Genomic DNA, 22,004 nt, shown 5'->3' with positions numbered 1-22,004 from the left:
TCATGTGCGGTTGGGGGTTGTGTGCTGGCGGGGTGTGGTTGTCGTCCGCCCGGAAGCGAAGGCTGACAGTGCGCCTGTGGGCACGATTGCCTTCCACAGGAGCCATGCACCCAACCCGGAAATGATAATGCTGGAGGCGATTCCGCACACGGCGTAGACGACCTTGAATGTCATAGCCCATTTGGCGTAGTACATGACTATTTCGCCGACCACCAGGGCGACACCTGCGCCGAGGCCGGACAGGAGCATGACGGGCAGGTTCCATTTGCGGTAGAGGAAGGCGAGGAGCACGATTTCGGCGCCGGCTCCCTGCAGGAGGCCGGAGATGATGGCGGTTGCACCGAAGTGGGAGCCGAGCACTGCTTCGACGACAGCGGCGAGTGTTTCGGCGATGATGGCCGCACCGGGTTTGCGGACGATGATTCCGGCCAGTGGCCCTGCAAGCACCCAGATGCCGCCGAACAGGCCGACCAGTGGTGGGAATGCGACGGTCCAGAGTTCGAAGACGCCCCAAATGGCAGCGACTCCCCAGAAGATGACGCCGACTGCTACTGCGATGACGACGGTGACGATGATGTCAACGGTCCGCCAGCGCAGGCTGGTTTTTGTCTGCGTGCTCTGTGGCCGTGGGTTTTTCGTCTGTGCTGACGAGGTGGTGTTCGGGTTGCTTGGGTTGGTGTGGTGTCCGGGCTGGACACGGTTGTCCTGTGTCATGAGTCCTCCTCAAGGCAAGGAGGGGTCAAGAGTGTGCTCGACTTCCTTCGCCGGTGCTAACCGGGCAGGTTCGAGGGTCTGCGGCATCGCACTCTCAGCGCCCTTGTTCGGATCTCTAGGTTTGATCCGAGGCGCTCCCCTGTCGTACGGCCGATACCTTAGCAAGGACAGTGCGCTGGCGCACGGGATTGGGTGGAAGGACACAGTTCGCATGAAGACGGTGCCACCTTAGACCCGAGGCCACTCGTGGTGGGATTCTCGAATGAGCGCCGCTGCGTACCCATGGAATTACAGCCCATCGGCTCAAGGCCAGCGTTTCTATTCGCTTATGTCAGTGCCTGGCGATATGCTGCATCAGGAAGTCAAAGTCAGCCACGAATCGCCAAACTCGGGGCAAAGACAAAAACCGACTATTGCGGGATCTGCAGACCGGGAGGTAGGCGCTGGTGGCTGCTCATTACTCCATGGGGGAGTTCTTTTCAGGTCCCGGCGGGCTGTCCCTCGGCGCATCAATGGCTGCTGAATCGTTCAATGAGCACGTCGTACCAGCAAACTCAAACACGGACCCTATAGTTCTTGAGCACCAATGGGCTGTCGACATCGACAGCGATTCCTGCGAAACCTACAGGAATAACATCCTCGCCCACCGGCCTCAAGCCGTCCGAAACATTGACGCCCGTGAGGCAATCAAGGACTTAGATTCTTTTGAACCCATCGATGGTTTTGCGTTTGGTTTCCCGTGCAACGACTTCAGTCTTGTGGGCAAACAGAAAGGCCTGTTGGGCGATTTCGGTGGGCTATACCAAGCCGGCGTAGCAGTATTGAATAAAAAAGAGCCTAAATGGTTTGTTGCCGAAAATGTCGGTGGAGTTCGAAGCGCCAATCAAGGTGACGCATTTAAGCAAATACTTGCTGACCTGCAGGCGGCAAAGGGAAAAAGCTACGACATTGTTCCCCATTTGTACCGATTCGAAGAGTACGGTGTCCCACAGACTCGGCACCGAGTCATCATTGTTGGAATCCACAAGGATGAACAAGTCAGATTCAAGGTCCCGGCGCCTAGTCACGGACCAAGAAACAATGCTTTAAACCTTCCCAGGTACGTTTCAGCTGAAACCGCGCTTAGCGCAACATATCCAGCAGGATTGAACGTCAAACACACGGAAGATCCTGTTCACACTGAACGCGTACGGCAACGGTTGACATACATACCCGAAGGTGGCAACGCCTTTAGCGCTGCCATGCCAGAAAACCTCAAGCTGAACGTCAAAGGAGCAACACTCAGCCATATCTACAGGCGCCTGAGAAGAGAAGAGCCCAGCTACACCATCACCGGTTCAGGCGGGGGCGGCACGCACGTCTACCACTGGGAAGAGAACCGCGCACTCACTAACCGTGAGCGAGCCCGGCTGCAGACATTTCCTGACGATTTCAATTTCAGCGGCTCACGCTCATCGGTTCGAAAACAGATCGGGATGGCTGTGCCGCCACTCGGCGCAAAAACAATTTTCGAGGCACTCTTCAAAACCTTGAATGGCATCACCTACGACACAACAGAGCCTAACCTTCTAGAAGTGCTCAGAGAGTCGAAGGGCATCCTGCCGTCATGGAGTCAGATTCGCACCCAGCTTTTTAACTAGCCGCACTCAACGACGAGGAAGAATGATGGACGAGAACGAGCGCCGCACGATTGAGATGGTCTACGGTTTCCACCGTAAGACACAGAACCGGGAAGAGGCCGAAGCAGCGACGCGCAGACAGCTCAGCACCTATGGCAAGGCTGTGCTGGATGAATTCTTCAACGAGCTAGAACAACTCCGCCAAAAATCCACAACTCTCTTCGTCAATGACATATCGGCCCGGCAGGACATCAAGGAGCGAGGATGGTACTTCCCCGACTCGGACGGTGATCTTTGGAGGAGTCTCAAGGACAAGATGCTTGACAGCGGCCTCCGCGAAGCAGTCAACAACATCGACAACGAAAGTGACGCCATAGTTGCAGCCTCCGCAGAGCCCTACCAGTTGAAAGACAGGCGCAAGGGCCTTGTCATCGGCAACGTTCAATCCGGAAAGACGGCGAATTACGCATCGGTCATTGCGAAAGCTGTAGATGCCGGCTACCGATTCATCATCGTCCTTGCCGGTCTTCACAATAACCTTCGCGGGCAGACACAAAGACGGCTCGACAGAGACCTCGGCGTGGAAGATGGCCCCCTCCCGTGGTATCGACTTACGTCATCAGACAGCGACTTCGGTCCAGGCGATGCGCGCAACGCCGAGGCAATGACACAGGGCACTCAGCCTGTCTTAGCTGTTGTCAAAAAGAATTCATCGCGCTTGAGAAACCTGCGCAACTTTCTTCGCCAAATCAGCCTGGATACCCGCGAATCTCGTTTCCCGATTCTCATTATCGACGACGAATCCGACCAAGCAACGCCCGATTCATCCAAAGAAGGCGCGCAGGAAACAACCGCAATCAACACCCTCGTTCGGCAAATTTGGGATGAGGTCAAAAACGGCACGTACATCGGATACACCGCTACCCCCTTCGCCAACGTCTTCATGAGTTCAGATGACCGACTCGGCGATGGGCACGGTGTCGATATGTATCCCGATGACTTCATCTACGTGATGAAAACACCGGACGCATACTTCGGAGCAGAGCGTCTGTTTGGAATCTCTCCGCACGACCCCGACGGCTGGGAAGACGATCCTCCTAACGTCGTACGCGAAATCCCTAAGGGGGACAAAGATCTTCTGCTGCCCCCGGGTAAAAACCAAAAAGCAATTCCACCGCAGATGGCGAAGTCGCTCGAGGACGCCATCAAATGGTTTGTAGTCGCTTCGGCGATCCGTCGCACGCGCGGACAGCAAAACATGCACTCATCGATGCTTGTGCACACAACTCACCGTACTGAACCGCACTTCCTAACCCAGAAGCTGATCGATGATTTCCTCGAACCGCTCCGCATTTCCGCCCTCGATGACGATGTCGAAGCTTTCCATGAGGTTTTTACGCGAGAAGTCAACAAAGCCAAGGATCTGTACCAAGGTGATGCGGCAGCACCCACGTGGAGGGCCGTTTCCGCAGAGATCCCCACAGTTCTCCGCAGGCTCCGGACCGTCGTTGACAACAGCCAAAGCCTGCCGAAGGATCGTTTGGACTATACGAAAGGTCCGCAGACGGTCATTGTCATCGGCGGTGGAACGCTGTCACGAGGCCTGACCCTCGAAGGACTGTTTGTCTCCTATTTCACGCGGTCATCAAACCTGTACGACACACTGCTCCAAATGGGGCGGTGGTTTGGCTATCGGCACGGATACGAAGACCTCCAGCGGATCTGGCTCACAGAAGGACTAGATGAGGACTATCGCCACCTCGCCCTCGTTGAGCTCGATATGCGCGAAGAGATCCGCCGCATGATCTCCAACGGCGACAAGCCGAAAGACATCACCGTGCGCATTCGCCAAGCCCCCGGTCGGCTGCAGATCACGAACCCGAACAAGATGAAGGGAGTACAGAAGGTCGAAACCGACTTCGAGGGATACCGCATCCAGCCCACTCTCTTCGACCTCGAGGACCCCAGTGTGCTTGACCAGAACCTGGATCTCACGAAACAGCTTCTTAAAGAGATCAGTCCACACGCTGCTCCCGAGAGCAGCAACCGAGGACGGTTCTTCAAAGATGTTGACTTTCCACCCATTGCAGATTTTGTCAGCAGGTTTAAGACAGACGCTCTCAACGATGAGCTCCGACTCAGCGGTATTCAGTGGGTAAAGGAAAAACTCCCTGAAACCAAATGGAACGTCGTTCTGATTGGGGGAAGCGGAGCCACAAACACGCTCGAAGAGACCGGCTTCCCAGTCAAGACCGTCACACGTGCGCCAATCAAAGGCATCGACCCACGATTCCCGCACCGGATCAACATACGAACCCTGATGACAGGAAGCGACTACCTCATTGACCTGACAATGCAGGGATACAAGCCAGAATCTGAAAAGCAGATCTCCATCAAGGACGCCAGAGAACTGCGGAAGAGCTCCAAATGGACAAACGGCCAAGGGCTTCTGCTTCTATACCCCATCAGCCGAAACTCGGAGTCGTCGCGGAAATCTGAAGCCCGCCAGCCTATGGCCGAAGCGTTCCAAGAAATCGGCCGGCCCGAGTTGGCGATGCCAGGCGACGAATCCAAACCGCTGATGGCCTGCGCAATGATCTTGCCCTGGGATGTTGACCACAGAATCAAAGCCAAGGGCACGTTCGTCGGTGTACCTCGCAACAGTGAAATGTTCGACGATCAGGACGATTATCGAGAGCCGATGCCGGAGGACCGAGAGAAGGACTTCAGCTGATGACCAACATCCGAGCTCTGTTCAATCAGACCCGTCGCGAACCCGGTTCTCAGGCTGGAAACGCCTTAACTGTCATTCAAGGGAACGGCGAACACGGCCAACGCTCGTGGTTCGGTTTTGATGCTGACAAGCGGCCAACTGCCGTTTTCGAAACGAGCGAAGAGCTTGGCTCGCCGTACGGCATCAGCGGTGCTGTCACCGTCGACTTCAAAAAGGTGCACGAGCAGGTCGGCGGTGAGAACAATGGGGAGTGCGCCTTAGTTCTCACCTGCCTCGACCCAAGCTTAGAGACGGCTTTCATCAGCTTTCTCGAAGACATAATCGAGCGCATCGCAGATGACTCTCCCGTCATAGCCTCTGTCGCCAATGCGGCAAACCAGCTCAGGCGGCTGCTGTCACTTCAAAAGTCTGCACTGGGAGAAGAGGCAGCGCTTGGGCTGTTTGGAGAACTCAGCTTCTTGCACAAGCTTGCTGAAGTATTCGGTCCACAAGCCGTTGATATGTGGACGGGACCAGCGAATAAGCAGCATGACTTTACAACCGAATGGGCCTGCACCGAAGTCAAAACTTCAGCATTTCAAAATCGGTCAGAAATCACCGTGCACGGGCTGAAGCAGCTTGCACCGCTGGCTGATCTGCCCCTGACCCTGGCAGTCGCCGATGTTGAGAAGGGCGCGGGCAGTACCGTAGATGAGCTTATCGACGGACTCGCGGCTTTCGGCATCACCCACGGCATGCTCTTTCCACTCTTAGAGAAAGCAGGCTTCGCATACGGTATGAAGGGTGCTGATTCGCTGCGTTTCAGTCTGCAGCGATGGAGGTTTTGGGAAGTCGCAGCAGATTCCCCCGTTCTGTCATACGTGCATCTTGATGACGCAACAGTCAACGCGATCGGAAATGTCCGGTACTCGCTGAACCTGAGCTCACTCGGCGAACCCAGCAAGGATTTCAATGCCCTCCCAATCCTCAAGGGAAACGCGTGACAATGACAGTGCTCAAACGCTATTCAAAGCCCCACGGAGCGGGAGACCAGGCCAGCGGCGGTAGGGACAAGCTGCTGAAGTCGACGACCAACCTCAGCCGAACCGAGCTGCTTATTCGGGAAACACTGCAAAACTCCTGGGACGCGAGGGAAGACGGCTGGAGGCCTGCTTACGGTGTTCGCATCCGCAGACTGTCGTCTGAAGTGCGGCGAACCCTTCGTCAGCAGGTCTTCAACAACCGCTACGATAACCTGCCGAGCCTTCACCGCAGTCTAGAAGAGGACAACACCTATGTTCTCGAGATCTATGACCGAGGCACCGTCGGGCTCAACGGCCCCGTTCGGGCCAATGAGGCTGCTGCACCGGGAGAGCCGAACAATTTCAATCCCTTGGTATTCGATATTGGAACCACAAAGGACGCCGACGACTTAGGAGGCACCTATGGTTTCGGTAAAACGGCGGCGTTTGAAGCCTCTTCCGCAAACACTCTCGTCTACTGGTCGGCGACAGAAAATCGGTACGGAGAGATCGAATACCGACTGATCGCCTCAGCCCTTGGGGATCCATATACAGTCGGGAACAGGCGCTACACCGGTGCTCACTGGTGGGGAGATCCAGGCCAGAACGAGATCATGCCCTTGACCGGCCATGCAGCACAAGAACTCGGCGAAAGACTTTTCGACGTTCATTTCGGGTCTGATGGCGATGACCATGAAAAGGGCACGTCAATCCTCATTCTCGATCCGACGGTCGAAAACCCAGAAAGCGGACGTCGAACACCGGTTCGCACCGAAGAGGAGGCCAAGCTCCTCGCCAAGAAGATCTGCGAATCACTCGCACATCACGCGTGGCCCAAAGTCATCCCGGACAGCAGCGGCGAAACGCCGATGATCATCGATGTCTACCACGACGACTTGAACCTCGGAGTCACTGAAGACATCCAATTCCGGTACGCGCGCTACGGAAGTGCTCTCGCGCACGTGAGGCGACTGCAGGGCGAGCCCTATTCCTCCGATTCCACAATTCTTAAGCCGTACACCGGCCAGCTGGACCTATTTGACACCCCCATAACGCTGAACCGGACATCCATGGAAACCCCCTCAACAAAAGCTGAGTTCTGGGGATCACGCACTGACAGAGTCGCCGGCCACCTGGTCCTCATGAAAACCGTGCATGTTTTAGATGACGACCAAACAAAAGCCGCTCCGATGAACCACCTCGCCCTAATGCGATCACGTGCTGAACTCTTAGTTGCCTACGACGACATGCGATCGACTGAGGCGACAGACTTCAGCTGGCACGGCGTATTCAAACCAACACCTGAAGTAGACCGGCATTTCGCGGCCACGGAGCCTTCTACTCATGACGCATGGACACCGAACATTGCAGTGTCAGACATCTCGAAGTCAATCGTGGATCGAACGCTCAAGCAGATTCGAAAGCGCGTGTCTGAATTCCTCGATGTAGACGGCAAACCTGATCGCGACGGCGGACTGTCCGTCAAAAAGTTTGCCAACAGCCTGTCAGCCTTTGCTCCTGCTGGCGTCATCGAACAGGTCCCCTCGGGCACGCGAGCGAGTTCACAGACCGGATTCAGGCGGCGGGCAGCAAAAAGAGAATTGGTCACTATCGACGGACACCGGGAAATCGTACGAAGCGACAGCCCCGAAGCCGATCAAGAGATCACCTTCAGCGTTTCTCCCCGGTCCGACGGTCCAGTTGAGGTGAGCATTGCTGTCACCGCACGAACACCGGAGGGCTCTATCGCCATCGACGACTCGGAATTCAAGGTTCAGTGGCTAACGGACGACGGCATCTTGAGCACTGACAAAACCATCTCGGTCAGTCCTGGGTTCAGTGGTCGAGTCATATTGAGCTTTCCCTTCGCCGCGCAGACATCCGTGAGCCTTACAGGAAAGCACAGCCGATGAGCACAATCACACTGCATCCTTTCCCCCGCCTGACCAACAGCCAGCTTAATTGGACGCCCTTTGCGCTCATGCTCAATGGAGCGCCCACTGACATCATGGATCTCGCCGATGATTGGGACCCGAACTCAAAGCTGACGATTTCAGCCGCAGTCACCATCAACGACCTCAACCGCGATGAGCTTCGTGCCCCAGAGACATCAGTTCCAGTCTTGAAGCTGACTGTGGCCTGCCAGGACACAGCTACAACATTTGTCGGGGAAGTGGTGCTCGACGAGTCTGCTGACCATCGTTGCACGGGATCGGTCGAACTCGATATCGACACGGAAAAAATTGAGAATCAGCTGATCGTCCAGGCAGTGGTGGTTCTGCCGGTATCTGGCGGTGCGGGACGAACAGTTCCGTGGCTGAACAATCGAATAATCGCTGAATCTAGGCAACTGAGGATCGGCCTCTCGGCGGAAAACCGAGGGTTTCCCACTTCTGCCGCATCATTTAAGGAGGAGGGCTGGTACGCAGCACCGTGGCGCTTTGACCTCGAGTGTTCTGATCTTTCCGATACATTCAACAACTCGATCAGGCTTTATCTGAATCAGGACGACAAGAACGTCCTCGAACTTGTGAAGAGCGGAAAACCAAAGGACCTACGAGAGCAGCTGGTGGCTTCGATCCACCGAGTTATGCTCCTCACTGCTGAGCGACTCAGCCACTCTTACGGGCCCAAGACGTCATCGGACCAAATTGCCGAAACCTATCCCGATTCAATCGCAGCTGCGGCACGCCGTTCTGCGGTAGAGCATCTTGGTTTGGAATCTCTCGACGAAGCCTTAAGCCTCATTCGCGAGAACCCAGAGGAGTTGGAATACCTCATCATGGCTAAGACCTTCAGGACGTGACGACGATGTTAAAGCGCTTACCCCGTCTCAGCGTCAAGTCTTCAACTGAGCTGAGAAAGGCTTTCTGCCGTGGCATGACAGAATTCAGTCACTCTGATCTCGTTGAAGTGCTGAATAAGCCCGAAGCTTACCCGTTGACAGCAGGAAAGCACGTTCGCCTTGGAGAGCTAGAAGACTTTCGTAGGCGGTGTCGGATCACAGTCGCAGATGCCGGTGAAAACCTGACAAACTTTGACGTTCTGCTCGGTTCAGAGCTCTACCACTTCGGACAGCAGTTCCGCGGCGATCTTGGCAACCCTTTGGTATGGGATTTCCTGACACTCATCCTGCTTCCTGACCTGGCAGCAGTGCGCTACAACCCCCGGAATGCCCCATCATCGCGATTTACCGGTGGCGACAGGCGCCACGTCTTTCAGAGACTATGGCGCCGGTGGCTCGTCCTCGGACCGGCGATCGTTCAGAGCCAGCGGCTAACCGAAGACGACTACGTTGCACTTCTTGAACGGCGAGTCACATCCGAGAGGCCAGTCCTTGCGAAGATGACCGCCGAAAAGATCGTCAGCAGCGGCTTCACTGGTCATCAACGGAGACAGTACACCCGAATCTTCATCAAACGTCTCCAGCAGATGTCGGGTGTAGTGCTCCTCGATGAAAACGACACGGAATCCCTCCAAGCAGTCTTCACCGAAATCGATGAGCACGTCCGCGAGCAAGTGCAGTTCTCACAAGACGACGATGCCGACCATTGATGACCGCTCCTGGGCCTCAGACTTCCATGCCCGCAGGACCATGCAGGCGAACAGGCGACGGGACACCAAACCTGAGCTCGCCATCCGCCGGATTCTGCATGCACGCGGTTTGAGGTACAGGACAGATGTTCGGCCTGATCGATCCATCCGTCGTCACGCGGACATCGTTTTCACAAAAGCGAAGATCGCTGTCTTCGTTGACGGTTGCTTTTGGCACGGCTGCCCCGAACACTTCATACCGCCGAAAGCCAACGCCGGCTATTGGGCCCAGAAGATCGAAGGCAACCAGAGGCGGGACGCCAACACCAATGACGTACTCAAGGCTGCCGGCTGGACAGTCCTGCGATTCTGGGAACACGACGACCCAGCCTCATCGGCCGATCGCATCGAGCAGTGCTGGAAGGCCAAGCGCCAGCAGACTTAGACCGCCGACAGGATCTGCTCGCCCAGCACGAACACCGCCATGGCCAGAACGAACACTCCGAAGCCCTTCTTTAGCTTCCTTTCGGGCACTTTGCCGATGAACGACGCCCCGATCATCGAACCCACAATCGACAGCCCCGTGAACACCAGCGTGAACACCCACGGGATCTCCGTCTGTCCCAAGTGACCAAGCAGACCAGCCGCTGACTGCAGCGCAATGATGTACACACTCGTGGCCACCGCAAAGTTCATACCCAAACCGCCCACCAGGGCGAGCGCCGGCACAATGAGGAACCCTCCCCCAGCACCGACCAGACCGGCAATCACACCGATCATCGTGCCAAGCACAACCACCAACCACACCTTGGGGCGGCGTTCGACAGTGTCACCTCGGCGGCGGCGAATCATGCCGATACCCGCAGCGAACATCACGGTTCCGAAGATCAGCATGAGCACAGTCCCCGGCAGATACCCCGACAGCTTCCCGCCGAAAAACGAACCCACCATCGAACCGAGCGCAAAAACCGTCCCGATCTTCCACTGCACCCGATGGCTGAACGCATGCCGCACCGCGCTGATCAGCGACGTTGTCCCCACAATGAACAACGACATCGCAATCGCCTGCTCCGTTGGGAAACCCGCCGCATAGGTCAGGATCGGCAGCGTGAGAATCCCACCCCCACCGCCGAACAGCCCAATCGTCACCCCGACAAGCAAAGCCAGGATCAACGCGACAACGATCGGCGCAGTCACAGTCATATCCGCAGCATTCCACTTCCCAACGACACCGGCAGGTCACTCCCAGCCTACGACCTCACGAGGTGGAGGTTCAGCAGTCGGGCAGCGGCACCTCGTTATTCATCTGGCCGGCACCGGCCGGCCACTCAGTGAGCTTCCCGATGCGTGCGCGCAACCCAGATGCCGCACAGGCCCGAAATGAGGCAGCCGGCAACCAAGTAGATCGCAACACCCAGCCACGAACCGTTGCCGATTGCCACCAGCCACGTGGCGATAAAAGGCGTGAACCCACCGGCAATCGCAGCGGCCACCTGGTAGGCGGTTCCAGCACCCGAATACCGGAACTCAGCCGGGAACATCGAAGCGAAAAGCGGCTGCTGAACAGCCACAACAGCATCGTGGGCGATGTTCACCAAAATGATCGCGCAGATGACAATGCCGATGAACGCACCCTTATCTAGGGCGAAGAAGAACGGGAACGCAAAAACCACACCGACAACCACACCGAACAGGTACACGCGCATACGGCCGAACTTGTCAGCGAGGTAGGCAAACAGCGGGATCGTCAAAATGCCCAAACCGCCCACAAACAGATTGACGTTGAGCATGGTCTGGCGCTCAAAGCCCAGATTGTCAACAGCAAAGGCGAACGCAAAAGTCGTCACAACGTACATCGAGAACAGCTCGATGAACCGCAGACCGATGATCTGCACCAGCTGGGCCGGATAGCAGCGGACCGCCTCGAACAGCGGCAGACGCTTAGGTTCGTCCTCTTGCTGCAGGCGCTTTTCGACCTGGATGAACTCTTGAGATTCGGCTACCCCTGCACGGACCCACAGGCCCAAGGCCACCAGAATTGCGCTGAAGATGAACGGGATCCGCCAGCCCCAAGCCGTGAACGCCTCGTCAGACAGGACGCTGTTGAGAAGCGACACCGCCGCGGTCGACAGGAGCAGACCCACCGAATAGCCAATCTGCACACCGGACGAAAACAGTGCGCGCAGACCCCGCGGAGCGTTCTCAACGGCAAGCATTGCCGCACCACCCCACTCACCGCCGACGGCCAGACCCTGCACACAGCGCAGAACCACCAAAAGCAGCGGAGCCACCCAGCCGATCTGCGCATATGTGGGCAGCAGACCGATGAGGGCGGTGGCAACGCCCATGATGGTCATCGTCCACACGAGCATCCGCTTACGGCCGATGCGGTCACCGAAGTGGCCGAAGATGATGCCGCCCAACGGCCTGAACAGGAAGCCCACACCCAAGGTTGCGAAAGCCGCCAGACGCGATGCGACGGGGCTCGACTCCGGGAAGAACACCTGCCCAAGCACAGTTGCTGCCACCAGGCCGTAGAGCAGAAAGTCGTACCATTCGACGACCGCGCCGACGAATGAACCCAGTGCGGCTCTGCGACTCTGCGCTGCAGACGGAGTGCTCATAGCTGTCCTTCCCTATTCTGTGAACCGGTTAATTGTGGCAGACGTCACTAGGTCGGCTGCGACGGTGTCCGCGTAGTGGGCGTATGGCCGACAGTGCAGACGGGAAGGTGGTAGCCGCGGCCCTTCTGGCGCCCAAACTCACGCAGTGGCGGGCTTTGCTGGGGTGGTCGCGGCCCTTCTGGCGCCCAGACTCACGCAGTAATGCAAACTCACGCGGTAATGCGCCGCTTTAAAGCGCAAATCTGCATTACACCGCAAATCCAGGCTGCGACGGTGTCCGACTGATAGGCGTATCGCCGACAGTGCAGACGGGAAGATGGTGGCCACGGCCCTTCTGGCGCCCAAACTCACGCGGTAATGCAAACTCACGCGCTAAAGCACCGCAATAACGCGCAAAACTGCAATAAACCGCAAATCCAAGCTGCGACGGTGCCCGACTGATAGGCGTATCGCCGACAGTGCAGACGGGAAGATGATGGCCACGGCCCCTCCCGACGCCCAAACTCACGCGGTAATGCAAAGTCACGCGCTGATGCAGCGCTTTAACGCGCAAATCTGCAATACACCGCAAATCCAGCCCAGCAGCACCACCCCAACCAGCCGGGCGCACCCACGCAACGCAAATCCAGCCAACCAACACCACCCAGCGCCCCAACCTGCCCACACAACGCAGAAGCCGGGACCAACACCTAACGGTGTCGATCCCGGCTTGTGCTTTAAGCCAGCGGGCTAGGGCAAGCCGTTAAGGCCAATCGCCCAACCCGCCTAAGCCAGTTACCTGAAAATCAGGCCTTGCCGATCACGTCGAACTTGGCGTTCGCGGTGATTTCGTCGTGCACGCGGACGGTCGCGGTGTAGGAACCGGCCTCCTTGATGTGCTTCGGAAGGGCGATCTGGCGGCGGTCGAATTCGTGACCGACGGCTTCCTTCAGTGCGTCAGCGACAGCGGTGGTCGTGACAGCACCGAACAGACGGCCGCCCTTGCCGGCCTTCATTTCGATGCGAGCGGTGGTCGCTTCAAGCTTTTCCTTGAGAGCGATTGCCTCTTCGCGGTCAGCGATCTGACGAGCCTGACGCGCCTTGCGCAGAGCTTCAACCTGCTTTTCAGCACCTGCGGTCCACAGCTGAGCCCAGCCGCGGGGCAGCAGAAGGTTGCGAGCGTAGCCAGCGCGAACGGTGACAACGTCACCAGCAGCGCCGAGGCGTTCAACTTCCTGATTCAGGATGAGTTTGATGTTTGCCATTTCAGTACCCCTCCGATCAGCGAGCTGAGCTCGTGTAGGGCAGCAGCGCCATTTCGCGGGCGTTCTTAACAGCCTTGGCGATCTTGCGCTGTTCCTGCACAGTCACACCCGTCACACGGCGAGCACGGATCTTGCCGCGGTCAGAGATGAACTTACGCAGAGTTGCAGTGTCTTTGTAGTCGATGTAGGAGGTTTCACCCGCACCGAGCGGGTTAGCCTTCTTCTTCACCGGCTTCCGGATTTCCGGCTTTGCCATTTTTACTCCTGTTGAAAATAAGCGTCGAAACAGTCGGCGCAAAAGCGTGAACAGCTAAGCGTTGACGGCCTTCACCCGAATTCTCACTCGCGGGTCAGGTGAGTCCGTACTCAGCGGATCAGAACGGGGGTTCGCTTTCAGTGGGGCTTCCCCAGCCGCCACCGCCCTGATTCTGGTTGGGATCGGATGCAGCCCAGGGGTCGTTCTGCGGGCCGCCGAAGCCGCCCTGCTGACCGCCACCCTGGTTGCCGCCGGGCTGTCCGCCCTGCTGGCCCCAACCGCCGCCGGTCTGCTGGCCGCCGTAGCCACCCTGCTGACCGCCGCCGTAACCCTGACCGCCGCCCTGGAATCCACCAGAGCGTTCGACCTTCGAAACCTGTGCTTTTGCAAAGCGCAGGCTGGGGCCGATTTCGTCGACGTCGAGTTCCATGACGGTGCGACGTTCGCCTTCCTTCGTGTCGAAGGAACGCGACTTCAGGCGCCCCTGAACGATGACGCGGGTGCCGCGGCTGAGTGATTCAGCCACGTTTTCAGCGGCATCGCGCCACAGGGAGCAGCGCATGAAGAGGGTTTCGCCGTCGCGGAATTCACCCGACTTGCGATCGAACATGCGGGGAGTCGAAGCGACCGTGAAGTTGGCAACCGCAGCACCATTGGGCGTGAACCGAAGTTCAGGGTCCGAGGTGAGGTTGCCGACGAGTGTGATTACTGGATCTCCGGCCATTCTGACTCCTTAGCTGAGCGCTGACTGTTTTCGAAAGTGATTACTGAGCTTCGGGACGAAGGATCTTGGTGCGCAGAACAGCCTCGTTGAGGCCGAGCTGGCGGTCGAGTTCGTGTGAAGTTTCCGGCTTCGCGGTGAAGTCGACGACTACGTAGTAGCCTTCGGTCTTCTTGTTGATTTCGTAGGCGAAGCGACGGCGGCCCCACACGTCCACGTTGTCGACCGTTCCGCCGTCAGCGGCAACGACCTTGAGCAGGTTTTCAACAGTGGAGTCCACGGAACGCTCTTCGAGTTCCGGTTCCAGAATGAGCATGAGCTCGTACTTACGCACGTGTAACCCACCTCCTTTGGTCTGAAGCGGCCATGGTCTTTCCATGGCAGGAGGGTATGTGCAGTGCTTCCGTCATAGCTCAGTTCTACACCGAGGCCATGACACAAGCCATCCCATCTTAGTCATTCAGTGCGCTTTGGCGCCACTCGGCGTGGTACCGGCAGGCTCGCCATCGGCGTTTTTCAGGGCTCCGGCGGCAAACACCCACACCAGCAGGCCGCCGAGCGCCATCCAACGCAGAGTCGTGAACACAAAAAGCCATCCGGGCGCGAGCCCCTTGCCGGGGTCAATCGCATCGGCGTCTGCCAGGTTGACCGCGATGAACAGCGCGGCCTCGGACAGCATCCAAAGGAAGTGCAGCACGAGGCTGTGCACGGCTGCCGCCGCAAACGGCACCAACCACAGGGCCTCACCAACACCCGCCCGAGGTGCCGTCAACAACGCGGCCACCAACAGCACCGCTGTTATCGGCAGGGGGCCGGCGGCTGCGCCAGCACGCAGGAAAAGCAGAACCGCGACAACTGCGACGGCCGCAAAGAACACAATGAGCGCCGCCACGTTGAGCGCCGAACCTTCAGCCCTATAGGCAGCAAGAGAGAACAGCGAACCGCGGTCAATGCCGTCGGTCAGCCACATGTGGACTCGGCCGGCAATCCTGCCGTCGATCACAACCAGCGCGCCCAGGACCACCATGAACAGACCCACCACTGTCAGGACTGACTGCGTGGATCCGCGCCCCGCCGCAGCAATGCCCCACCCAAGCAGAACAACAACAGCCAGCGGGCTGATAAGCGCGGCCACCGCAAACATGACCGCAACCAGCACCAGCGAAGACAGGGGCTTGCCCGCAGACCCGCCCGGCACCTCAGCGGACGGCACCTCGGCACCCGGCACCTCGGCAGCCGGGCCCTCCCCGGCCAGCACCAACGCCCACAGGGCCAGTGCAAGACCCACCGGATCGAGCGACTGCCCGATCAAGAAGAACACCACCGGCGACAGCGCGAACACCGCAAACCACGAACGGTCCCCCAGCAGCCGCAACAGGGCCATGCCCGCCAGCAGGAACGCAGCGAAGTTCAGCACCAGCAGAATCGCCATGCTTTCACCCGGCGAAAGAACAGCGCCAGCACCGTCAGCAAACCAATCGGCGGCAGGGCTGATCAGTGCAGAGCCCGTACGGCCGGGCGCTTCCGGCCAAGTGGTGCCCAGCAGTCCATTGGCAATGGGGGACGCGCACATGCGGTAGGACGCGTGAGGCATGTCCCAGCCGGCCGCAATGCACGGCACCTGCCGCAGAATGCCTGCAAGCCCCACACATCCCAGCAGAACAAGTGACGCTGCCGCCTGAAAACGCAGGTAACCCCTGCCGGGTGCACCGAGGAACTTTCCTCGACCGCCCAGCAGGGGTGCTGCGATATCAGCCGGTGACCGCATGAATCAGTTGCCGCCCGGTGAATCCGAATCAAGCTTCTTCCGCTTGTCCAGCTTCGGTTCCTTAGGCTTCTTAGGCTTTTCCGGTTCCTTAGGCTTTTCGGGCTTCGGCTTTTCCGGTTCCTTCGGCTTGTCGTTCTCCTTCGGCGGCTCCTTCTTGTCACCCTCGTCCGGCTTGGAGTCTTCGTTCGAATCCTCGACTTCCGGAGCCTTCGTTTCCTTCGGCTTTTCTTCCTTCTTCTGTTCCTTCTTCTTGGTGCTCGGACGGTCGTAGTTGCGCTGCACCGGTGCGTTGCGCGAACCGCCGGACTTGTTCTTCGGCTTTTCAACGTCCGGGAGCTTGCCGCGCTCAGGGAACTTCTCGACGTCCATACCCTTCATGGCACCCTGCATGTAGCTCGTCCACGCGATCGTGGGGTACGAACCACCCGTGATGGATCCACGGCCGCCGTAGGCGCCGATCTCGATGGGCTTGTCCTGGTCGTCGTAGCGGAAGATCGACACCGCCGTCGCCAGCTGCGGGGTGTAGCCGACGAACCACGCCGACTTCGACTCGTTCGACGTACCGGTCTTACCGGCAACCGGACGGCCGAGGTTCGACGCGTAGCTGCCCGAACCGCCCTGCACCACGCGGCTGAGCGCATAGGTGGTTTCGGCCATGACGTTCTTGTCGAACTTCCTTTCGCCCTTCGTGTCGGGCTTGTACAGCGATTCGCCATCGGGGTCTACCGCTTCGACGACAAAGTGCGGTGTGCGCTGAACACCCTCGGCGGCGAAGGTCGCAAACGCTCCGGCCATCTGCAGGGTGGTGGGGCTTGCGGTGCCGAGCACGTTCGAGGCGTTGGAGTCCAGACCCTGCGTGTTCTCCGGCAGGCCGGCGCGCACTGCGACGTCCTTTGTCTTGTCCGGGCCCACGTCGATGTTGAGCTGCGCGTAGGCGGTGTTGACCGAGCTCTGGGTTGCCTTCAGCAGCGTGACTTGGCCGTAGCTGGCGCCGCCGTAGTTTTTCGGCGTCCACGTGCCGCCGCCTGGCAGCTGGAACGTCTGCGCCGAACCGGTGAACGAGTCGTTCAGCGTAAAGCCGTTTTCCAGACCGGCCACCAGGGTGAACGGCTTGAAGGTCGAACCTGCCTGTGCGGTGTCCTGCGTGGATGCGTTGTGCATCCGCTTGAAGTAGTTCTTACCGCCGTAGATCGCGCGGATTTCACCCGTCTTGGGGTCGACGGACGACAGCCCGACGTGCATACCGGGCTTGAGTTCCGGCAGGTTTTCCACGGACTTGACCGCGGACTTCATCATCTTCTTGTCGATGCCGGTCTCAATCTTCAGGCCGCCGCGGTCAATCTGTTCGTCGGTCAGCCCACCGGCGGTCTTCAGTTCATGGCGCACGGCGTCCATGAGGTAGCCGGTCTGGCCCTTGCGTTCGTTGTCAGACTTGGGCTGTTGGAATTCGGGGAGTTCGACCTTGTCGGCTTGTTCCTGCGTCAGGTAGCCCAGGTCGACCATGTTGTCGATGACGTAGTCGAAGCGCTCCTGCAGGCGCGAGGGGTCTTCAGCCGGGTCTTGTGCGCCCGGCGTCTGAATCATCGCTGCGAATGCTGCGGCTTCTTCGACCGTGAGGTCTTTAGCGTCCTTGTGGAAGTAGGACTGTGATGCCACCTGCACGCCGTAGCTGCGACGGCCCAGGTAGATGGTGTTGAGGTAGTTCGCCATGATCTGGTCCTTGGACAGTTCCTGGTCCAGTTTGATGGCGATGAACATCTCCTTGACTTTGCGCTGCAGGGAGAATTCGTTCGTCAGGTAGTAGTTCTTGACGTACTGCTGGGTGATGGTGGAACCACCGCCGGCGTAGTCGTTCGTGATGATGCCGACTGCCGCGCGAAAGATGCCCTTGATCGAAATGCCGCGGTTTTCGTAGAAGGTTTTGTCTTCGGCGGCCTGTGCGGCGTATGCCATGTTCGGCGAAATCTCTTCGGGCTTGAGGATCTCGCGGTTTTGGTCTTTGAAAGTGCCGATGACGTCCTTGCCGCCCTTGTAATAGACGTGGGAAGTCTGGCCGGCGGCTTCAGCGTTGGGTTCGGGGATGGGTGTGAGGGCGTAGCCGATGGTGAAGCCGGCAATAGCCAGCAGAAACGCACCGAGCAGGCCGAAGCCCCACAGGCGCGCAGACGGCAGCCAACGCGTCCAGCCCTTCTTGTTTTTTCTCGGATAGTTCAGGAAGCGGCTGGCACTGGAACTCTTTGCCGCTGCCTTTCGCTTAGCAGTGGACACAGTTTTCCCCCAATACGAACAGACAGATCATTTCAGTCAACCACAGTTGACTGGGAGTAGTCGCGGAAATGTGCCGAATTTCATTCGGCCTGTTTGATTCCTGTGACGCATCTCAATCACGAGGCGCCGCTCCCCTTCCCGCTGCCCTCCCCCAGCTGCCGCTGAGCTGGGTACGGCGAAGGGCCGGTGCTCGGTGCACCGGCCCTTCGCGTAAGCCCATTCAGCCCTTGAGTCCGGGGAAGTCCGTGTCGGCCCATTCCTGGGCGGTGACGGTGGCTTCGCCGAATTCGGGGTGGAGTTCGAGTTCGCGGGTGCGCAGCTCCACTCGGCGGATCTTGCCGGAGATGGTCTTGGGCAGTTCCGTGAATTCGATGCGGCGGATGCGCTTGTACGGTGCGAGCGTTTCGCGGCAGAACTTCAGAATCGACTCTGCCGTGGCCGCGGTGGGCTCCCAGCCCGGCGCCAGAACGACGTACGCCTTGGGCACTGCAAGACGGACGGGGTCCGGGGACGGGACGACGGCGGCTTCCGCGACCGCTTCGTGTTCGATGAGTGCGGATTCGAGTTCGAACGGCGAGAGCCGGTAGTCGCTTGCCTTGAAGACGTCGTCGGCGCGGCCAACGAACGTGATGTAGCCGTTTTCGTCTTTCGCTGCGACGTCGCCGGTGTGGAAGACACCGTCGTAGAAGGCTTCGGCGGTTTTGACTTCATCCCCCCAGTAGCCCTGGGTGATGCCGACCGGGCGCGGATCGAGGATTGCGCAGACTTCCCCTTCGTCGCCGAGTTCGCCGGTGGCGGGGTCGCGCAGCACGATGTCGTAGCCGGGCAGCGGGCGGCCCATGGAGCCTGGAACCATTTCCTGGCCGGGCGAATTGCCCACCATGAGCGTGGTTTCGGTCTGTCCGAAGCCGTCGCGGATGTCGGTGCCCCATTCGGCGCGCACACGGGAAATGACTTCCGGGTTGAGCGGTTCGCCGGCGGACATGGTCTTCTGCGGCGGGGTGGGCAGCAGGCCGAGATCGGCGTGGATGAGCATGCGCCACACGGTCGGCGGAGCGCAGAAGCTGGTCACGCCCACCCGCTCCATGGTCTTCATGAGCGCCGCCGCGTCGAAGCGGCCGTAGTTGTAGATGAAGATGCAGGATTCTGCGATCAGCGGGGTGAACAGGTTCGACCACGCGTGCTTGGCCCAGCCGGGGGACGAAATGTTGAGGTGGATGTCGCCGGGCTCCATGCCGATCCAGTACATGGTCGACAGGTGTCCCACGGGGTAGGACGTGTGGGTGTGGGCGACCATCTTCGCCTTCGACGTGGTGCCGGAGGTGAAGTACAGCAGCAGGAGGTCGTCGGCTTTTGTCACGCCGTCTGCCTGGAAGTCTTCCGAGGCGCCGGCTGAGTCTGTGTAGGCGAGGTCCTGTTCGCGCTGGGGCTCACCGCCGACGACGATCCGCTTGAGGTCGACTGAAACATCGTCGAACTTCGATGCTGAGGGTGCTTCGACGACGACGTACTGGGCTTTGCCGCGATCGGCGCGGTCCTGCAGGTCGATGGGGCCCAGCTGGACGGTGGTGGGCATGAGCACAGCACCGAGTTTGATGCCGGCGAGCATGGTTTCCCACAGTTCGACCTGGTTGTTGAGCATGACCATGACGTGGTCACCGCGCTTAACACCGGCTTCGCGGAGGAAGTTGGCCACCTGGTTGGAGCGGCGGCGCAGAGTGTCATAGGAGTAGATGTTCTCCTGACCGTCTTCTTCGACGATCCACAGTGCCGGGTTGTCGTTGCCTTCGGCTACCTGATCGAACCAGTCCAGTGCGAAGTTGAACTCTTCAAAGCGCGGCCAGGTGAATTCACGGCGTGCTGCTTCGAGGTCGGTCCGGTACCGCAGAAGCGTGTCGCGGGCTTCGCGGAAGGTGGTGGTGACATCGCTCATGTGCGATTCTCCTTCTGTGATCTGGGCCTCTTTGCCAGATCTAAGACTAGCCCGCCTCGGGTTGTTCTGCCCACCAGGTCAGCAGAGCGGCCTTGGCCGTTTCAAAATCGGTCGGCCCGTTCTCCATTCGCAGCTCCAGCATGTGCTTGTACGCCCGGCCCACAACCGGTCCGGGTGTGATGCCGAGGATCTCCATGATCTGCTGTCCGTCGAGGTCAGGGCGGATGGCGTCGAGCTTTTCCTGCTTCTGCAGGTTCTCGATGCGCCGCTCGAGGTCGTCATAGGCCCGCGCCAGACGGTCTGCCTTGCGTTTGTTGCGGGTGGTGACATCACTGCGGGTCAGGATGTGCAGGCGGGTCAGCTGATCGCCGGCATCCGTGACGTAGCGGCGCACAGCCGAATCGGTCCACCCGGCATCGCCGTATCCGTAGAAGCGCAGGTGCAGCTCCACCAGGCGAGCCACTCGTTTGGTCGTGGCGTTGTCGAAGGCGAGCGCACGCATGCGCCTGCGTACGAGCTTCGCGCCGACAACATCGTGGTGGTAGAAGGTGACCGCACCGTTGGGTTCAAAGCGGCGGGTGTCGGGCTTGCCGATGTCGTGCATGAGCGCGGCAAAGCGGACCGTGAAGTCAGGCACTGAGATTCGCAGCTGCGAATCAGCCGGCAGCAGTTCTTCGGCATCGTCGTCTTCTGCTGCCGCGGCATCGGCTTCGGCCTGTTTGCGGGCGTAGCGCTCTTCAAGTTCAACGGCCTGGCGCAGCACCGTCAGCGAATGCCAGTAGACGTCCTTGTGGCGGCCGTGTTCATCCTTTTCTTCCCGCAGGCGTGCAACCTCTGGCAGGAAGACATCCGCAAGACCGGTGACCACCAGCAGGTCGATCCCCTTCCACGGTGCTTTTCCGCAGATGAGTTTGACCAGTTCGTCTTTGATCCGCTCAGCCGACACGATGTCCATCCGGCCGGCCATGTCGGTCATGGCCTCGCGGACGTCATCGGCGACCTCGAAGTCCAGCTGGGATGTGAAGCGGGCGGCCCGCATCATGCGCAGCGGGTCATCGCTGAAGGAGTCCTCCGCTTTGCCGGGTGTGCTAATCCGGCCGGCTGTGAGATCTTCCAGACCGCCGAACGGGTCAACGAAGACTCGGCCGGGCAGGCGCACCGCCATCGCGCCGATCGTGAAATCACGGCGCACAAGATCGTCATCGAGATTGTCGCCGAAGGCCACAACGGGTTTGCGGGACTCAGAGTCATAGCTTTCAGCCCGATACGTGGTGATCTCAATCTGGAAGCCCTTCTTGACCATCCCGATGGTCCCGAACTTCTTGCCGATATCCCACCACGTGTCCGCCCAGTCGCGGATCAGCCGCACAATGTCATCCGGCCTGGCGTCCGTTGTGAAGTCGAGGTCCGGCATGTCCCGGCCCAGCAGAGCATCGCGCACAGAGCCGCCCACCAAAGCCAGTTCAAAACCGGCATCGGCAAAGGTCCGGCCCAGAGGACCGAGCACATCGTCCAGTTTCTCGAGTGCCTCGCTCAGTCGAATGTGCGCTGTCGCTGCGTCCACGCAGACCTCCTTTTTTGTCCCGTA

The 22,004-nt window shown here is 59.1% G+C and carries 18 protein-coding genes and 1 riboswitch; of the genes, 7 read left to right on the top strand and 11 right to left on the bottom strand.

Features of this window, described 5'->3' with window-relative positions:
* Window positions 1-714 (bottom strand): ECF transporter S component, encoded by a 714-nt coding sequence (locus HMPREF3087_RS08140; RefSeq protein ID WP_083272101.1) that lies wholly within the window; start codon window positions 712-714, stop codon window positions 1-3.
* A 25-nt stretch (window positions 715-739) separates the two neighbouring features.
* A riboswitch (TPP riboswitch) is annotated at window positions 740-865 on the bottom strand.
* A gap of 295 nt (window positions 866-1,160) precedes the next feature.
* On the opposite strand from HMPREF3087_RS08140, the gene HMPREF3087_RS08135 reads away from it, so the two are divergent.
* The 7 genes from HMPREF3087_RS08135 to HMPREF3087_RS08105 all read left to right on the top strand — a co-directional run bounded on the left by HMPREF3087_RS08135 (window position 1,161) and on the right by HMPREF3087_RS08105 (window position 10,047).
* Window positions 1,161-2,354 carry a DNA cytosine methyltransferase gene (locus HMPREF3087_RS08135; protein WP_256173076.1) on the top strand — a complete coding sequence of 398 codons (1,194 nt, stop codon included), beginning with the start codon at window positions 1,161-1,163 and terminating at the stop codon, window positions 2,352-2,354.
* A gap of 22 nt (window positions 2,355-2,376) precedes the next feature.
* Complete coding sequence (locus HMPREF3087_RS08130; RefSeq protein ID WP_083272100.1) at window positions 2,377-5,067, top strand: Z1 domain-containing protein; 2,691 nt, start codon at window positions 2,377-2,379, stop codon at window positions 5,065-5,067.
* Complete coding sequence (locus tag HMPREF3087_RS08125; RefSeq protein ID WP_070428741.1) at window positions 5,067-6,050, top strand: PD-(D/E)XK motif protein; 984 nt, start codon at window positions 5,067-5,069, stop codon at window positions 6,048-6,050. The genes HMPREF3087_RS08130 and HMPREF3087_RS08125 overlap by 1 nt, the downstream gene beginning before the upstream one ends.
* Before the next feature lie 2 nt (window positions 6,051-6,052).
* On the top strand, window positions 6,053-7,981 hold the full coding sequence (locus tag HMPREF3087_RS08120) for a hypothetical protein (protein WP_070428740.1): 1,929 nt from the start codon (window positions 6,053-6,055) through the stop codon (window positions 7,979-7,981).
* The gene (locus HMPREF3087_RS08115) at window positions 7,978-8,874 is read left to right on the top strand and encodes a hypothetical protein (RefSeq protein WP_070428739.1); all 897 of its coding nucleotides are present in this window, start codon (window positions 7,978-7,980) and stop codon (window positions 8,872-8,874) included. Before HMPREF3087_RS08120 ends, HMPREF3087_RS08115 begins: the two co-directional genes overlap by 4 nt.
* Before the next feature lie 107 nt (window positions 8,875-8,981).
* On the top strand, window positions 8,982-9,623 hold the full coding sequence (locus HMPREF3087_RS08110) for a DUF6339 family protein (protein ID WP_176745022.1): 642 nt from the start codon (window positions 8,982-8,984) through the stop codon (window positions 9,621-9,623).
* The gene (locus HMPREF3087_RS08105) at window positions 9,610-10,047 is read left to right on the top strand and encodes a very short patch repair endonuclease (RefSeq protein ID WP_070428737.1); all 438 of its coding nucleotides are present in this window, start codon (window positions 9,610-9,612) and stop codon (window positions 10,045-10,047) included. Before HMPREF3087_RS08110 ends, HMPREF3087_RS08105 begins: the two co-directional genes overlap by 14 nt.
* Here the strand turns inward: HMPREF3087_RS08105 and HMPREF3087_RS08100 are convergent.
* From HMPREF3087_RS08100 to HMPREF3087_RS08055, 10 genes are all read right to left on the bottom strand, one after another.
* Window positions 10,044-10,805, bottom strand: coding sequence for a sulfite exporter TauE/SafE family protein (locus HMPREF3087_RS08100; RefSeq protein ID WP_083272099.1), 762 nt, complete (start codon window positions 10,803-10,805; stop codon window positions 10,044-10,046). The genes HMPREF3087_RS08105 and HMPREF3087_RS08100 overlap by 4 nt on opposite strands.
* Window positions 10,806-10,930: 125 nt before the next feature.
* Window positions 10,931-12,226, bottom strand: coding sequence for a shikimate transporter (shiA, locus tag HMPREF3087_RS08095; protein WP_070428736.1), 1,296 nt, complete (start codon window positions 12,224-12,226; stop codon window positions 10,931-10,933).
* Window positions 12,227-13,011: 785 nt separating this feature from the next.
* A complete protein-coding gene (rplI, locus tag HMPREF3087_RS08090; RefSeq protein ID WP_019174238.1) occupies window positions 13,012-13,470 on the bottom strand; it encodes a 50S ribosomal protein L9 in 459 nt (152 codons plus the stop codon).
* A gap of 16 nt (window positions 13,471-13,486) precedes the next feature.
* Window positions 13,487-13,726, bottom strand: a complete 240-nt coding sequence (gene rpsR / locus HMPREF3087_RS08085) for a 30S ribosomal protein S18 (RefSeq protein ID WP_019174237.1) — start codon at window positions 13,724-13,726, stop codon at window positions 13,487-13,489.
* Between the two features lie 118 nt (window positions 13,727-13,844).
* Entirely contained in the window at window positions 13,845-14,450 is a 606-nt protein-coding gene (locus HMPREF3087_RS08080) for a single-stranded DNA-binding protein (protein WP_062022867.1), read from the bottom strand.
* A gap of 40 nt (window positions 14,451-14,490) precedes the next feature.
* Complete coding sequence (gene rpsF / locus HMPREF3087_RS08075; RefSeq protein WP_019174235.1) at window positions 14,491-14,781, bottom strand: 30S ribosomal protein S6; 291 nt, start codon at window positions 14,779-14,781, stop codon at window positions 14,491-14,493.
* Between the two features lie 126 nt (window positions 14,782-14,907).
* The gene (locus HMPREF3087_RS08070) at window positions 14,908-16,215 is read right to left on the bottom strand and encodes a hypothetical protein (protein ID WP_070428735.1); all 1,308 of its coding nucleotides are present in this window, start codon (window positions 16,213-16,215) and stop codon (window positions 14,908-14,910) included.
* A 3-nt stretch (window positions 16,216-16,218) separates the two neighbouring features.
* Window positions 16,219-18,483 carry a transglycosylase domain-containing protein gene (locus tag HMPREF3087_RS08065; protein ID WP_070428734.1) on the bottom strand — a complete coding sequence of 755 codons (2,265 nt, stop codon included), beginning with the start codon at window positions 18,481-18,483 and terminating at the stop codon, window positions 16,219-16,221.
* 220 nt (window positions 18,484-18,703) lie between these two features.
* A complete protein-coding gene (locus HMPREF3087_RS08060) occupies window positions 18,704-20,416 on the bottom strand; it encodes an AMP-binding protein (protein ID WP_070428733.1) in 1,713 nt (570 codons plus the stop codon).
* A gap of 46 nt (window positions 20,417-20,462) precedes the next feature.
* Window positions 20,463-21,980 carry a CCA tRNA nucleotidyltransferase gene (locus HMPREF3087_RS08055; protein WP_070428732.1) on the bottom strand — a complete coding sequence of 506 codons (1,518 nt, stop codon included), beginning with the start codon at window positions 21,978-21,980 and terminating at the stop codon, window positions 20,463-20,465.
* Window positions 21,981-22,004: the final 24 nt, after the last annotated feature.

This window comes from Brevibacterium sp. HMSC22B09 (assembly GCF_001806795.1).
Lineage (GTDB): Bacteria > Actinomycetota > Actinomycetes > Actinomycetales > Brevibacteriaceae > Brevibacterium > Brevibacterium ravenspurgense.
This window is presented reverse-complemented; position numbering and strand designations above follow the sequence as displayed.